General features: G+C 42.9%; 5 protein-coding genes. 3 read left to right on the top strand and 2 right to left on the bottom strand.

Annotated features, from left to right (window positions below; translation table 11 throughout):
• Positions 1-36: 36 nt before the first annotated feature.
• On the bottom strand, positions 37-1,440 hold the full coding sequence (locus R7F67_RS07910) for a PLP-dependent aminotransferase family protein (protein ID WP_054574689.1): 1,404 nt from the start codon (positions 1,438-1,440) through the stop codon (positions 37-39).
• A gap of 360 nt (positions 1,441-1,800) precedes the next feature.
• On the opposite strand from R7F67_RS07910, the gene ampC reads away from it, so the two are divergent.
• A complete protein-coding gene (ampC, locus tag R7F67_RS07905; RefSeq protein WP_005373435.1) occupies positions 1,801-2,952 on the top strand; it encodes a class C beta-lactamase in 1,152 nt (383 codons plus the stop codon).
• A 94-nt stretch (positions 2,953-3,046) separates the two neighbouring features.
• The gene (locus tag R7F67_RS07900; RefSeq protein WP_085569132.1) at positions 3,047-3,691 is read left to right on the top strand and encodes a CatB-related O-acetyltransferase; all 645 of its coding nucleotides are present in this window, start codon (positions 3,047-3,049) and stop codon (positions 3,689-3,691) included.
• A 335-nt stretch (positions 3,692-4,026) separates the two neighbouring features.
• Here the strand turns inward: R7F67_RS07900 and R7F67_RS07895 are convergent, their stop codons facing one another.
• The gene (locus R7F67_RS07895; protein WP_053304503.1) at positions 4,027-5,001 is read right to left on the bottom strand and encodes a peptidoglycan DD-metalloendopeptidase family protein; all 975 of its coding nucleotides are present in this window, start codon (positions 4,999-5,001) and stop codon (positions 4,027-4,029) included.
• A 253-nt stretch (positions 5,002-5,254) separates the two neighbouring features.
• Here R7F67_RS07895 and R7F67_RS07890 point away from each other — a divergent pair, with 253 nt between their 5' ends.
• Positions 5,255-15,796: a tandem large repeat gene (locus R7F67_RS07890; RefSeq protein ID WP_318057140.1), complete on the top strand. Its 10,542-nt coding sequence runs from the start codon at positions 5,255-5,257 to the stop codon at positions 15,794-15,796.
• Positions 15,797-16,194 lie beyond the last annotated feature (398 nt).

The raw sequence follows: 16,194 nt of genomic DNA, 5'->3' as shown, positions 1-16,194 counted from the left end.
ATTGATACCGAGCAAAACGATAATTTTATATCTGTTTTAATCCAATATTGATTGAATAATATCAAATGCTTTTTCTATTTTTTGGGTAGGAATAATGCCAAATCCAAATAAGAGGGCATTAGAATGATTGTTGATAGAAAAATGCGATGATGGGTAAACCGCTACATTTGATGAAGCAAATTTATTCATCATTTGTGTCGCGCATCCCGATACTTCAGCTGCTATATGCAATCCACCTTGGCTTGGAATACGTTGTAAGCAATCTATGTTGTCAATTAATTGAGTTAGCTTATTATACCTTTCGCTGTAGATTTTATTCATATTGAGTAAATGGTGAGAGAAATGACCGTCACGCATGAATTCGTCAAGTAGGATTTGAGACACTACAGATGTACTTCTTCCCAAGTGCCATAACATATTTGAAATTGGCTCTATTAAAGACTTTGGCGGAATCATATAGCCAATGCGTATGCCGGGAAATAGTATTTTAGAGAAACTGCCTATCATAACGACGCAGTCATTTTTGTCTTGTGACTTGAGAGCTTTCTTACTGGTATTGAGATAGTGATATTCCGAATCATAATCATCTTCGATAATGATTGCGTTATTAACTTCTGCCCATCTCAGCAGTTCTAACTTCCTGTCAGCTGAGTAGCTAAAGCCTAAAGGGAACTGATGACTAGGCGTTGTATAAATAATTTTGGCATTAGAAGGGATTGATTCAACGACAACACCTTGGTCGTCCATCGGCACGGAGCCTATTTGCGCGCCAAGTAATCGAGCTTGATTTCGAAAAACAGGATATCCTGGATCTTCCGTCGACACGAGATCCCCGGGAGAGAGTAATGTAAGGAGAGTCGTCATTATTGCCTGCTGGCACCCTTGAGTAATGATGATGTCTTCAGGGTCACAGATTACGCCTCTCGAGTGTCTCACATACTCGCAGATAGACTCTCGTAAACAAGCTAACCCTTGCAAATCACCGCCATGTGCAAACTCTGGAGTTAATGCATTGAGCCTACTCAGTCTTGAGTGTCGCCAAATATGCTTTGCTATTCTCTGATGATCAGGAACGCCTAAAGTGAAGTCATAGTCTAGATTCTTTGGTGCGATGATCTCTGGCTTCTTCGCTGCGTTAGTGCCAAACACCCCTAGTTGGTAGTGTTTTATTGGTCTCTTATCTTGATTCACCGTTTGTTCTAGAGCATTACTTACGTACGTGCCAGACCCTGCCTTTTTTACTATCCACCCCTCGAACTGAAGTCGCTCATACACCGAAATGACAGTGTTTCTTGCTATGCCTAACTTTTTCGACAGCATGCGAGTTGATGGTAATCTCTCATTTGATCGTAATCTGCCTTCTAATATCCCTTGGTATATCTCGGAGTAAAGTTGTTGGCTGGTGACTTTTCCAGTTTCGAAGTGTAGTGAAAATGGCATCGTTTTCTCTGTAGACGTTGAAAAGTGGTTCTAAAGCGTTGTGAGGATGTGGATCTGTATATACCAAGTATATCTACCTAGTATACCGTTATCGTGATATGGAGAAAGCGTAATTGAGTACACTATTTCCCCATTTTGGAAACGGATGTTACTTACATTCGTATCTAACCGGCCTACCTATCAACGGTGATCAGGTTTAGACCTGTTTATATCGCACTAAAAATTTGAAGACACAGTGTTATTCATCGAGGGTTAACGATTGGAGTTCTTCAAGTCAGGATTACTTTTATATAAAAAGTTAAAAGCCTTGGAATAAACTAGAAATTAATTATAAGTTAAAATTAAAAAATTGAGGGTTCAATGAAGTTAAACAATGCCTTGCTGGCCATTTTATCGCTCACTTCTTTCGTCACGTTTGCGAAAACGGAGTTAACGGTTAGCAGTCAATTAAAGAGCGTAGTTGATGAATGCGCTAAAGGATTAATCAACGAATACGACATTCCGGGGTTGGCTGTTGCAGTAACGATTGATGGTAAACGTTATTTTTATAATTACGGTTTGGCTGACGTAAGTAAGGGGAGTTTAGTCACCAACGACACAATTTTTGAACTCGGCTCTATCAGTAAAACTTTTGCTGCTACTTTGACTGGGTACGCCCAAGAAAAAGGTAAGCTAGACATGGATGACAAGGTCAAAGATTATATTCCAGAATTAGAGAATAGTGCTCTGGGTAATACCAAGCTAGTTAATGTCGCCACCTACACTGCAGGTGGTCTACCATTGCAATTCCCTAGCGAAGTAACGAACGACGCTGAAATGATGCAGTACTACAAAACGTGGAAACCGGAGTACGAAGCCGGTACTAAGAGGAAGTACTCAAACCCTAGTATTGGTCTATTTGGCTACATCGGTGCCTTGAGTATGAAGTCAGACTATACGGAAATGATGGAAACCGTCATCCTGCCTGAGCTCGGTATGACCAATACCTTTGTCGATGTACCAAAGGATAAGCTTAACAACTATGCTTTTGGTTATAGTTCTGAGGGAAAACCCGTTAGAGTTAATCCAGGTATTCTTGATGCACAAGCCTATGGTATTAAATCAACAAGCTTAGATATGCTTCAATATATCGAAGCAAATATGGGTCAAGCGCAACTTAATACTGATATAGAAAATGCGCTAGAGAGAACTCATACTAAGTATTTTGATACCGACACGTTTACACAAGCCGTAGGATGGGAGGGTTATGATTACCCCGTTTCACTTTCGCAATTATTGAAGGGTAACTCCAGCGATGTAATTCTCAAAGCTAAACCGGTTCAAGCAAGTGTATCTGGTACTCTCGGTCGTGACGTTTGGTATAACAAAACGGGCTCAACAGGTGGCTTTGGGGCATATGTCGCGTATGTACCCTCTGAAAAAATAGGCATAGTGATTCTGGCGAATAAAAACTACCCTAATGCAGAAAGAGTAGAGGCTGCTTACCATATTATTAGCTCAGTGGTGAAGTAAATTTTAGTGGTAATAGGCACTACGTAATTATTAGAGCTTATTTAGATACATACTATCTGCAGTGTTTTATTCGATAGTATTTATAGGAGTATTCATGAAAACTAAGCATTGGTCTAAGGTGACTTTGCTACATGAAGCTGTTACGAACCCAAATATAACGATTAAAGGTAAACATAGTTATTACAGTGATTGTTGGGACGCCGGTTTTGAGGAGTCTGTTGTAAGATATCTACAAGGCGATGAGTTCAGCCGAGATTGGGAACCAAAATGGAAGATTGATAAGTTACATATAGGTGACTTTGTCTGTATTGCAGCGGAAGTTGTGATTGTTATGGGGGGAAACAGTACACATAGAGCTGATTGGTTCTCCTTGTACCCATTTATGGACTTTATTGAAGAAGCGTACGTCGGGAAAGGAGATACTCATATTGGCGATGGCGCCTGGCTCGGTATGCGATCCATGATAATGCCGGGTGTGACTATCGGAGAAGGAGCAATCGTTGCGGCAAACAGTGTGGTGACGAAAGATGTTGAGCCTTACAGCATGGTTGCGGGGTCACCAGCTAAGCATGTCAAATATCGCTTTTCTCGAGAGACGATAGACGAACTGCTTGCTCTTAGGATATATGATTGGCCTGATAAGAAAATCGACAGCCTGAAGAGATTTTTATGTTCAGACGATTTAGAAGGGCTGAGAAAGGCAAGCGCTGAATATGATAGAAACCATTCAGCATCATGACAACGTCACCATTTAAAAGGTCAGAAAGAGGCCATTGTTGGGCCTCTTTGTATTAAATATCTAGCCAATACAATGAGTAATCATTTTATTCTTTTATTGATTTTTTATGTGAATATGATAACGGCGCGTACCACTTGCGTTCAAGAACAAGAGGACAACGTGCTTGGTAAAGGGGAAACCGATGGAATATCGGGAAACTATAATTATTAAGAGCCGCATGTAGCGGCTCTTTTTGATCCTGAAATTGGTTAGTGGCGACAGACTACGAAGCGCTCAGAGGGTTACGAGGACTCGCTTCAGATAAATGAAGAAAGAGCGAATCGAAGTGGATGTTGTTACCTATTTGACTGCTCATACCGTTGCCATTCCGCTGTTAACTCTGCTTTTTCTTTTCTCGCTGCAATCAGCATTTCTATATTTACGTCAGTGTTTGGGTGCCTTTGAATGTATCGCTCGTAATCAACCGGAACACCATTGATGTGCAGTTCAAGATGTAAATGCGGCCCTGTTGTTCTTCCTGTGTTACCCGTTTTCCCTATCACTTGTCCTCGGCTGATCTTCTCACCAACATGGACGTTGCGCTGAGATAAGTGTAGATAGCGTGATACAGAGCCATTTGTGTGGCGGATATTAATGTAGTTGCCGGCAAAACGGTTGTAGCGGGACTTTAAAACGATGCCATCAGCAATACTACGAATCGGTGTACCTACAGGTGTGGCATAATCAGTGCCTAAGTGCGGAGTCGTTATATTGGTCACTGGATGTGTTCGCTTTAAGTCATAGTCAGAGCTCACTCTGTAGTTTTTATCAAAGGGTGAAGAAAACATGAACTGATTATTTATCGACACACCATGCTCATCAAATACGTTGCCGTGACCATCATTGATAATAAATAAATCAGTTTTACTGCCTAAATAGTAAAAAGAACTAATGTAAGTTTCATTTTTACTATTTAATTTAGTTCTTAAGATAAAGTTATCACCTCTTTTAATAGAGTCAATAATATTAAACTTGCTTTTGATCAGTGCTAATAGCAAGTTGATCTCTTTTTGACTCACTCCTGATTTTAATAATGAAGCGACAAAAGAGTATTCAACCACACCGATAGTGATTTTTTGCCTACGAGTATTCTTTTTAATTGGTGGCTGCACATTCTCACTTTCGAATTCTAAAGGCTTGATGGTAGGTAGCCTATCCACAGGAGTGAGGAAGTAGTGAGAAAGCGATACGCTAATCAATATGATTAACGCAGTAGTGATAAGGGCTACGGTAGGAGCTTGCACACTCCTTTTTATTATTAAAATAGTCATTAGTTTTGTTGATTTATCAATACTGACAGTTGTGCGTAGAGTATAATATTTTAAATAAAAACTAGCATTAAAGCATGAGTAATTCCTCTGTTTTAACTAAGTTAATAATTATAGGATGTGATAATAATTTTAATAATTCAGTCAAAGTGACGGTTGGCTTGGTGTTTATGCCTATTTTGTTGGTGTTAATGTCACGTTGAGAAAATATTTTTCAATAATATAATCTCGGGAAAATATATTTTGCCAAATTACTATGTTCGCTAAAAATACGCTGAAATTAACATTAGGTCTTACGCTTACATCTCTTTTATTGAGTGCATGTGGTGGTGGTGATGGAGGAGACAACACACCTCCAGCTAGAAGCAAAGGAAGCATTTCCGGTATGGTGTTTGACGCCCCAGTCAATGGCGCCAAGATTGAGGTTTTCGAGTTCAAAAATGGAAACTTAGGTCGGAAGTTGGCTAACACGACGTCTGATGCCTTCGGAAACTATCTGCTAGAGTTTGAATCGTCGTCAATGCCTCTTTTTGTTGTTGCAAAAGAGGGGAGTTATACCGATCCGTTTACAAATGAAACGGTATCTGTGAGTAATGCGAAGACACTTAAATTTGAAGGTGTTGTGAACTTTAAAGAGGGGAGTGAGCAAAAGTTAATGCTTACTCCGCTGTCGAACTTGGCAGCAGGCTTGGCAAAGTACAAAATTTCTCAGGGGGCCACAGATGAAAGTGCCTTTTCAACTGCTTTGGATAGTATCAATAGCATGTATGGCTTTGACGTAAATGAGACCAAACCTATTGATATTACCAAAGGTGGGCAAAGCAGCTTTGCTAGTGTAGGGCATCAATACGGCGCTTTATTAACAGCATACTCGTCTTACTCTTACGATCTTATTAAAAAATACGGCAACAGCGATAACGTCTACACTTCGATGCACTTCGCTGACATCCAATATCGGGATGTTATTGCAGATGGTGTTCTTGATGGTCTTGAAGTGAGCCAGACTTCCGGAGCAGTGACTCCCCTCAGCTTTGGACAGAAAAAGATAAACAGCGACGTTTATACACGTGACTTATCTCAACATGTTTTGATCGTGGTAAACGACCCAAGTATCAATATTTCTGGTACTGATGCTGCCGACTATGTCGACTTTAGTAAGAAGCTTAATGACTTAGGTACATATGGCAGTACAGATGGCGTCATTCCACCGCGAGATGGGACGGAGATCGATACCACAGCGCCTATCGTGACACGCATTGACCGTGATGTACTTGCTGGCACCGATAAAGTTGATCTAAAAATTGTTGATGACATCGGTGTAGAAGACGTATCCGCCTTTATTCAGTATCAGATTAATGGCTCTTGGTCTGGTGAATTTCAATGTAACGACATACAAGATTTTGGAAGCACATTCTGTTCGGTTGAATTTGATGATTTTGAAGTTGGCCTTCGAGAGACCAACGTTAAAGTTAACGTTAATACCAAAGAGATCGATAGTGTAGATATGAACCCTGCCACAGGGCTCTCAAACGTAACAGCAGCACGGTTAGTCTTATATACAGCGGATGTACTGGGTAATGAGTTAATTCCAGGCAGCCATTCGGGTCTTCATATCAACTTTGAATGGGATAACGATGCGCCTGTTATCGATATTACATCGGCGAGTGCAATTAATAACCAACTTAAAGAATACGTTCTGAAAGGGGTTGTAAAAGAAAGCTCGCAAGAGATTAGTTCGGTCAGTATTTCATTTAAAGATGGCTTACATGAGGGCGTCACATGTTCTCCTGTCACTGTAGAGTCTGGAAATGCTTGTGAGTTTAGTAAGGCTTACCCAACTGATGAATTCCTATCTACGACGGTCTTTGAGGTTCGAGCGAGGGATAGCAAAGGCAATACGGGCTCTGCGCAGCATGCAGTAAGTCGTGACGATCAAGCGCCAGCACAGACGATAACCTATCCTGAAGGTACGTCAATGACGTACGTAAATGTGGGTTTAGATGGTGAACGAACCACTTACGATGGTATCTACTCTCAAGATACGTACACCCCAGACAATGTTCAAGCAAGCCGCGATTTCCTGAAGATTGATTATGCGTACGCAAGTTTAGGGATTCAGAACTCATTAAAAGGGATAGATTTTAGTAACTTCAACGCTAATTTATTGAAAGAGAATAAAATCCCTTATGTTCGTGTGAAAGTTTCAGACGTAAACACCGATACGGTTTTAGGCTCCAACGCTAATAAGCTTAAGCTCGTCGTCAAGTACTTCGTAAGCCAAAACAACGATAACAACTACTCACTTCAGCAAGTTATTGACACAACCGCATCCGATGACGATTACATCGCAAAAATTCCGCACGAAACGCTGTTAGATAGCAATGGGCGAGTAGAGGATGTCATCTATTACATTCCTTTTGTAAGAGATATTTTGGGTGACAGCTTTAAATCGGTATCAGAAAACAGTAGTCAAAAGTTAGTCATTCAAACCGTCGATGAGTCTGATAACGAAAGCACTCCAAGAGAAGTATATTTTAGAAGTAGCTTTGACCTACCAACCATAAAAGTGGTGACACCATTTATTGGTGCGCGAGCTCAACTTGAAGGGTTGAGCCCAAGTGGTGAATTCACTTCACTTGCAAGTTGTACCACTATCCAGCAACTGGAAAGTGACCAGTCTATGGCTCTTGACGTAGCGAGCTGTGAAACCACAACTGACGTAGTGAATTATGATTTCATGCGTGTTCGTTTAATTGGTATCGAAGGTAGTGAGCCATACTATTACCAATGGAAAAGAGATCCAGGGACCAAGAAAGTAACGGTTGACTTAAACAAGGCCAATATTGGTGTGTATTTTAAGCTCAAAGGTTCTCAAACTTACTATATTACTGAACTATCGACATATCAGACTGGTTTGTTTGATTTCCAGTGGGATCAAGTGACAGCGGGAGAGAAAACTTCAGAACGTGCGATTCAAATTCTTGATGAGGTGCGCTACGCGTTATCAGGTACGAATAACAACTCATTCTTTGGGTTTGATCCAACGGTTGTGTCTTATGCAACCAATGAAATGCTTACGACTAAAGCGATTCCAGACAAGCCATCAAATGACTATCTACACCGATTCCTTGTTGAAGCAATTGATAGTATTGCCGAGAGAATGCCAAGAAATAACTCATTAGATTTTGCATCTGCTATTTACGATGATTTTAGCTACGATGGAAAAGCAAATGGTATAGGGGCCGGAGGAAGTCAAGTTACGCTCGATTCTTACACGTTTGGCGCTGAAACTTACCGAAAAGATCTGGCGCAATCCTATTATGAAATCATGGCGAGCAAATACGGTATTGAGACCAATATCGCGCAGCTCTATGCTGATGATATTTCGATGGCTAATCCTGACTTAAATGGTAAGAACATTTTTGATACAGAGGGTAGCAGTATCGATACCTTGCCGCCGCAGCCAAAATTAACCATTGAAAGCGGTAGAGAGACGATGGTTGGTAATAGGCTTTATATCGCTGGCGAGGTTGTTTCTAAAATTGTCCTAGACGATCCTTCTGGTATTGTAGGAACCGACGCTTACGGTCCGAAGTTTAGCACGATGTGGTATCAAGCTAATGAGCCAAATATTGAAATACCACTGGACATCAACATCGTAGAAAACTCAGACAGCAGCAATGCTTATCGAAAAGAGTACTTCTTCACCCTTAACTCCCAGTCTAGTGAACTAAAAGATATTATAGAGTTTGCCGTGGAGACCAGTGCTATGGACCCACATGGCAATGCGTATGGTTACAATGGTAAATCTCCGTTTATAGAATCGGTGTTTATTGATAACGACTTCCCTAAGGCCAGTTACCTTCCACCGAATGATGTCGATGGTAAACCTGTAGAAAACGGTATTTATTTAAATGCGAACAATACTCATGAATTAACCTTCAAGGTTGAGGATATTGTTGGTGATAAGCTTGCCTCGAGGGGCCTTGTTTTCTATCAGCAAACCGGTGAAAAAGTAACATATACACCAGAAAACTTTGCAAGTAACTCGAAAGACGCGTTTAAAGTCAAACTATGTACGGGCGAGATTTGTTCAAATCAAGGCTCTACGATTTATCCTGGTGATGGAGATTGGTTAGTTGTTGCAGCAGCAGAGGACAACTTAGGTAACTCCGTTTCAGAGTTAACTAGCACCGCTCCGAGATTCAATATTCGTATCGACTCTGAAGCCCCTATTGTAAAAAGTGAGCAGGTTCAAAGCCGTTTAGGTGGTAATAACCAATGGACACCTGTCATTGATTGGGGGACGTTAAGCTCTGGCAATAACGTAAAAATAGATTTGCGCCGCGGATCTGGTCAGGCTCTGACATTAGAAAGCTGTGACCCTCTAACAGAGGCGTGTGACGTACCATACCTAGTTGGTGAACAGCCTGACGTCAAAGTCCAACTGGTTTCAAAAGCATTTGATTACGATGAATGGAATGAATTTTACGTCACTGCGACGGACAACGCTTACCCTGCCAATGTTAGTACAACAGGGAAATTTACCTTCCAAGTCGATAACAAAGGCCCTGAAATCATCCTAAATACGCCTTGGGTTGAAGACACATTGTCCAAAGAGAACTATGTTATAGGGCGTGAGTTCAACGTGCGATTTAAATCCGTAATAGACGATTCAGACCTTGAGCAAGTCTCGCTGTATCAAAGTGGTAAAGATTCGCCAATTAAGACAATTGTGCCAACGGATTCATCTAAAGAGTTTGTCATGTCTCTTATCAAGAGTGACACAGATAAAATAGACATTTCTGAAGATGAAAAAACAACGTCATTGTATGTAAAAGCAACCGATATTTATGGTTTTGAGTCTAGTTCTAACGCGCACAAGGTTATTCTTGATCGTGATGGACCAACATTAGGATTAAGTGGTTTCAATGCGAATGACTACTACTTAGGTAACTATGTCTTTGACCTAACGGCGCTAGACCTAAATGCTAACGGTGATGTTTCAATTAATGGCGTAAATAGAGAAAGCCTAGAGTATTGGACGTTTAGCGATCTGGAACCATTACCTGGCTCTCCTGGTACAAAAATCAATGAGGATCTCAAAGTGAGCCTTGGTGATTTAGGTACGGGTACACACAAGATTCGTTTAAAAGGGTCTGATGTTCGTGGCAACACAACCTTAACCAGTGATGAGCAAGATTTTACCGTCAAAGTGTACAACTCAATCCCGCAGGTGACGCTGGCGATGAGTTACACGGATGGAACGCCAATTACAAACAACACCATCTATCAAGATGGGAATATCGTACTTACGCTTGATATTGTTGATGATAGTGGCGTTGATCGAATTGACTCAACGTATAGATTCTCTGGAGAGCAAAACGGGACTAACTTTACGTTCTCAGAAACCGCAGATGGCACTTGGACTGCAACGTTGCTTTCTACACAAATTGCCAAAGATGGTAATTATGAACTTGATATCAAAGTTTATAACAAAGTTCGTTACCTTGATGAAAAAGACCGAAAGGTTGGAAAAGTAAACCAAACCTTTAGCGTACAGCGTGAAGGCGTGGTTCTAACAGTTGAAAGCCCGCTGGACTTCCAAAATTACTTATCTGATGGTGTTCTTGATGTCACCTTTACTACATTGAGTGCGGTCAAAGCCAAAACGTTAGAGTGTTGGGTTCGTGAAGAATACAACTCTCTAGATGCGCCACCAACTAATGAGCAACCAACTTCTGGTGTTATCAACGTATCGCAAGAACCTTACAGTTGTAGTGTCAATGTTGGGCAAAACATGACCAAAGCACCTGTCACTTTGATCACTAAAACCTTGGGTACAAATGGGCGTGAAACGATCAACAAGTTCAATTTCTCGATGGTGGATATTGATGCACCGACAGTCGTGGATGGTAACTCATACAGTTTTAAAGGAAGTGATGTTTGGTTTGATGAAGCTTTGAAGAAGAAGATGCTCACATTTGAGCTCTCTTTTAATGATGCTTTATCAGGCGTGAATACCGAAAGTTCAGATGAATATCCAAAGTTGGTTCGTAATCTTGGCAACAAAGCTTATACACCAACGACTTGTGCCAAAGGTGTTGGAAATATCAAGTGTACGTATTCTGAATCCTATGCCGATATTATTGATGGCCTGAGTACAACTCAAGAATACAAAATCAAGAACTTATCTGATTTAGCAGGAAACTTGACGCCAGAGCACGATCTACTGCTTGAATTACCTAAAGGTTCGGTAGTCGTCGAAATTACTGATCCGGTTGGAAACACAACCATTAATGGTCAGCAGCTTGTCGCCAAATTCAGAATTAAGCTGTATGAAAACTCTAGACTAGACAATGTGATGGCCAGATTTGGAACGGAATCCTACAACTATAAAGATAACCCGGAGAAGTTTGCACAATTAGAGGTGTGTGCAGATGACCCAACCTACAAGTGTTCAACATTTACGAGTGAACTTCCTAGCGATGCGGATGGAAAAACGATCAGGACAACGATTATCGCAACGGATGTGTGGTCGAGAGTCGGTGAAGCGACCGTTGATATTAAAGTTGACAATACATCTCCAAGTGTTGGCGATGAGATTATCGTAACTGAATCGCCAACAAATCCAGATAACGTTCGTTTTCGTTTCGACATAACGGACACTGGTAGCAGCCTGGCAAAAGTAAACTATTCGGTTTTAAACCCAAGCTATCAAGAAGAAAGAGTAGAGGATGGGAACGGTTCATCTACGTACTTTGAACTATCAAAATCTCAGTTAGAGGGGCGTGGTTCAATCACGGTTGATATCAAAGCGACAGATAGCGTCGGACTGTATTCTGATATCAGAAAAGTCATTGATATTAGTGTTCCTAAAGTCACGATTGATTTCGATGGAATTACGAGTTTGCAGGGTGGGAAACTGTTTTTAACCAAGGCGAGCCAGCCATTCACGGTATCTACGGTGGAAGGAGAAAGAGTGAAAGCTTCACAGTATTCTGTGGAGCTTATTCCAAGCCTCGGTGATTCCTTGCGTTACTCAGGTGATGTTATCTCATCTAGTGGTAATGGAATGATGAACTTTGCCGTCGATAACCAAGGGTCATATACCCTTAAAGTGACAGTGACGGACTCAGTTGGAAGAGAGAATACAAGCTTTGAATTACTAGGCAAAAGTTATGATGGAAAGGTTATAGAATCTATTGTTGATTATGACGCTCCAAGTATTTCGGGCTTAAGTGCTAATCAAACCTCTAAGGTGCCGACAAACGATAAGTATCAACTAGAAATTAGTGCATACATTACAGATAAAAATTTAAATCTCGTCACGTCAAAAGCGGTGAGTGGTGGCAGCACTGTGGCTCCTCAAGCGATTACTGAGCCAACAACCGAAGCGGGGCCTTATGTCATAAGCTACTTGTTACCGAAAGGCGATCATACGATCACGGTAGCAGCAACAGACAAAGTGGATAATAAGAACGAGAGTTCTATTGACGCACATGTGGAAGCTGCAACCGTTCCCGGGCTAAGTATATCTACTGCTTCAAGCGCCCCTCTTTTTGGAGGTGAAGAGATTACACTTACGTTTAACTTTACAGAAAAAGTTACTAACTTTGATATCTCAGATGTCCACCTTGTCGCTAGTGATAACGGTGCAACAGGAACGTTAAAGCAAGATACGTGGTCCACTTCAGACAACGTTACGTGGACGGTTAATTACATCAGTCCAGAAAAGCAAGATAAAAACATAACAATACAGGTAGAGGATGATAGCTACCAAAGTATCAACACCATTCCTGGAAAAGGAAGCAGTTTAAGTATCGCGGTTGAAGGAACCTTACCAAAACTGACCAATGTGACATTTAACCCCGAGCATCAGAGCGTGGGGCAAAGCGTGAGTGTCTCGCTTGAGTTTGATAAAGAGCTCCAAGAGGCGACCGCTACGCTTGGCGGCAATCGCATTAGTTCTCTGTCAGCAACGGCAGATAAAAAGGTCTGGGTTGGTGATGTACAAGTTCCGAGCACCGCGCTGTTAAGTGTCGACTTGGTTGTTAGTCAGTTTAAAGATTTGACTGGCAACATAGGTGAGGATAACACCGCTCACGAATTGCCGATCACACCAACCTTAGCTATTACGCCAGTGGGTAATGTGGATGAAGCGCATGCCGCCACGCTACAATTTGAAGGTACGTCGACACGTTTTGATGGTCAGTCCCTGCGTCTTGAAGTGAAAGCCCAAGGCGGCGCGACGGTATTGAAAAGCAGCAGCGCAACGGTACAAGCCGGTGGCACTTGGACTAGTGACGCAATGGACATGAGTCACCAAACCAATGGCACTTACATCGTGATGGTGACGGGGACGAACTCAGCGGGCATTGAAGTGAGTGAAAGCCAGAGCTTTACACTGGCGCAGTCTCTGCCAATGCTGACTAACGTGACGTTTACGCCTGAGCACCAAGCCATCGGCCAAAGCGTGACGGTAACGCTGGAATTCGATAAAGATCTGCAATCCGCCGCGGCGGAGTTAGGTGGCACGACGATCACCTCGTTAGTGGCAACCGCGGACCCAAGTGTTTGGACTGGTGATGTAGTGGTACCAGACTCGTCAGAGCTGAATGTGGCGTTACTAGTTCGTGACTACCAAGACTTATCAGGAAACACCGGTAGCCAGAACACGGTTTACTCCATGCCGATCACGCCGACCTTAGCCATCACGCCAGTGGGAAATGTGGATGAAACGCATGCCGCCACGCTACAATTTGAAGGTACGTCGACACGTTTTGACGGTCAGTCCCTGCGTCTTGAAGTAAAGGCCCAAGGCAGCGCGACGGTATTGAAAAGCAGCAGTGCGACGGTACAAGCCGGTGGCAATTGGACCAGTGACGCGATTGATATGAGTCACCAAACCAACGGCACTTATACCGTGATGGTGACGGGGACGAACTCAGCCGGCATTGAAGTGAGTGAAAGCCAGAGCTTTACACTGGCGCAGTCTCTGCCAACGCTGACTTACGTGACGTTTACGCCTGAGCACCAAGCCATCGGCCAAAGCGTGACGGTAACGCTAGAATTCGATAAAGATCTGCAATCCGCAGCGGCGGAGTTAGGTGGTACAACGATCACTTCATTAATGGCAACCGCGGACCCAAGTATTTGGACTGGTGATGTGGTGGTACCAAGCACGTCAGAGCTCAATGTGGCGTTGCTTGTTCGTGACTACCAAGATTTATCAGGGAATACCGGTAGTCAGAACACGGCTTACTCCATGCCGATCACGCCAACCTTAGCCATCACGCCAGTGGGTAATGTGGATGAAACGCATGCCGCCACGCTACAATTCGAAGGTACGTCGACACGTTTTGACGGTCAGTCCCTGCGTCTTGAAGTGAAAGCCCAAGGCGGCGCGACGGTATTGAAAAGCAGCAGCGCAACGGTACAAGCCGGTGGCACTTGGATCAGTGACGCAATGGACATGAGTCACCAAATCAATGGCACTTATACTGTGATGGTGACGGGGACGAACTCAGCGGGCATTGAAGTGAGTGAAAGCCAGAGTTTTACATTGGCGCAGTCTTTGCCAACGCTGACTAACGTGACGTTTACGCCTGAGCACCAAGCCATCGGCCAAAGCGTGACGGTAACGCTAGAATTCGATAAAGATCTGCAATCCGCCGCAGCGGAGTTAGGTGGCACGACGATCACCTCATTAATGGCAACCGCGGACCCAAGTGTTTGGACTGGTGATGTGATGGTACCAAGCACGTCGGATCTCAAATTGGGGTTGCTTGTTCGTGACTACCAAGACTTCTCAGGGAATACCGGAAGTCAGAACACGGCTTACTCCATGCCGATCACGCCGACCTTAGCCATCACGCCAGTGGGCAGTGTGGATGAAACGCTTGCCGCCACGCTACAATTCGAAGGCACGTCGACACGTTTTGACGGTCTGTCCTTGCGTCTTGAAGTGAAAGCACAAGGCAGCGCGACGGTATTGAAAAGCAGCAGTGCGACGGTACAAGCTGGTGGCACTTGGACCAGTGACGCGATGGATATGAGTCACCAAACCAACGGCACTTATACCGTGATTGTGACAGGGACGAACTCAGCCGGCATTGAAGTAAGTGAAAGTCAGAGCTTTACACTCGAGCAGTCTCTGCCAACGCTGACTAACGTGACGTTTACGCCTGAGCACCAAGCCATCGGCCAAAGCGTGACGGTAACGCTGGAATTCGATAAAAATCTGCAATCCGCCGCAGCAGAGTTAGGTGGTACGACGATCACTTCATTAGTGGCAACCGCGGACCCAAGTGTTTGGACTGGTGATGTGGTGGTACCAAACACGTCAGAGCTCAATGTGGCGTTGCTTGTTCGTGACTACCAAGACTTATCAGGAAATACCGGTGGCCAGAACACGGCTTACTCCATGCCAATTACACCGACAATACACCTAGACGTTATCAACGATGTTACTGGAGTGGAAAGCGTGACAGTAAGTGGTAGCAGTGAACGATTTGAAGATGGTGAGTTCATAGATATCAAAGCAGTCGACGCTGATGGTACAGAAGCCACAGGCATGGCTACCGTGCTTTCAGACTCATGGACAACTGATTTAGATCTTTCAGGACTGAAGGAGGGGGTAGTGACGATTTATGTAAATGGTACCAACAAGCTTTCCGCCTCTGCTGAAGAGGCTCAAGCAACATTTAACTATGATCGTTTCGCAAGTACAGCCTCCTTAGGTGCTGTTTACAACCGATATTTTAGTGAGAACAAAACTTTAAAAAATGCGGCATAAATAAAGCGAGCGTTTAGCTCGCTTTATTTCTTTGGGACTTTTTGTGATATTTATCAAAATAATTGCCTTTATTGATAAGTTACTCGAATTAATGAATCGTCTTAATACAAGGCTGAATAACTATAATAACTAGGCCAATGTTGCTTTTAGGTGTGTATGACGTGATTGTGATGGTCGCTCGGCAGGTGCTGTGGTGAATGTGTCGCGTTGAAAATCTTTTTAAATATTATATATTTACGCTCGTTTCTATACTCTGAGTATAGTGTTCTGCATGAGGTCGATGGGTAATACCTCGCCTCTTTAACTCGCGATGAAGCAAATTTAATCCTAGCAAGCTTCAGAGCAGTTACTTTTGTGAGTGCGTAATGCGCTCACCTTTTTATTTAAACTTCCTCAGT

The sequence above is a fragment of the Vibrio sp. YT-17 genome (assembly GCF_033337375.1).
GTDB lineage: Bacteria > Pseudomonadota > Gammaproteobacteria > Enterobacterales > Vibrionaceae > Vibrio > Vibrio alginolyticus.
The sequence above is the reverse complement of the archived record's forward strand: the minus strand, read 5'-3'. Positions and strand labels throughout refer to the sequence as shown.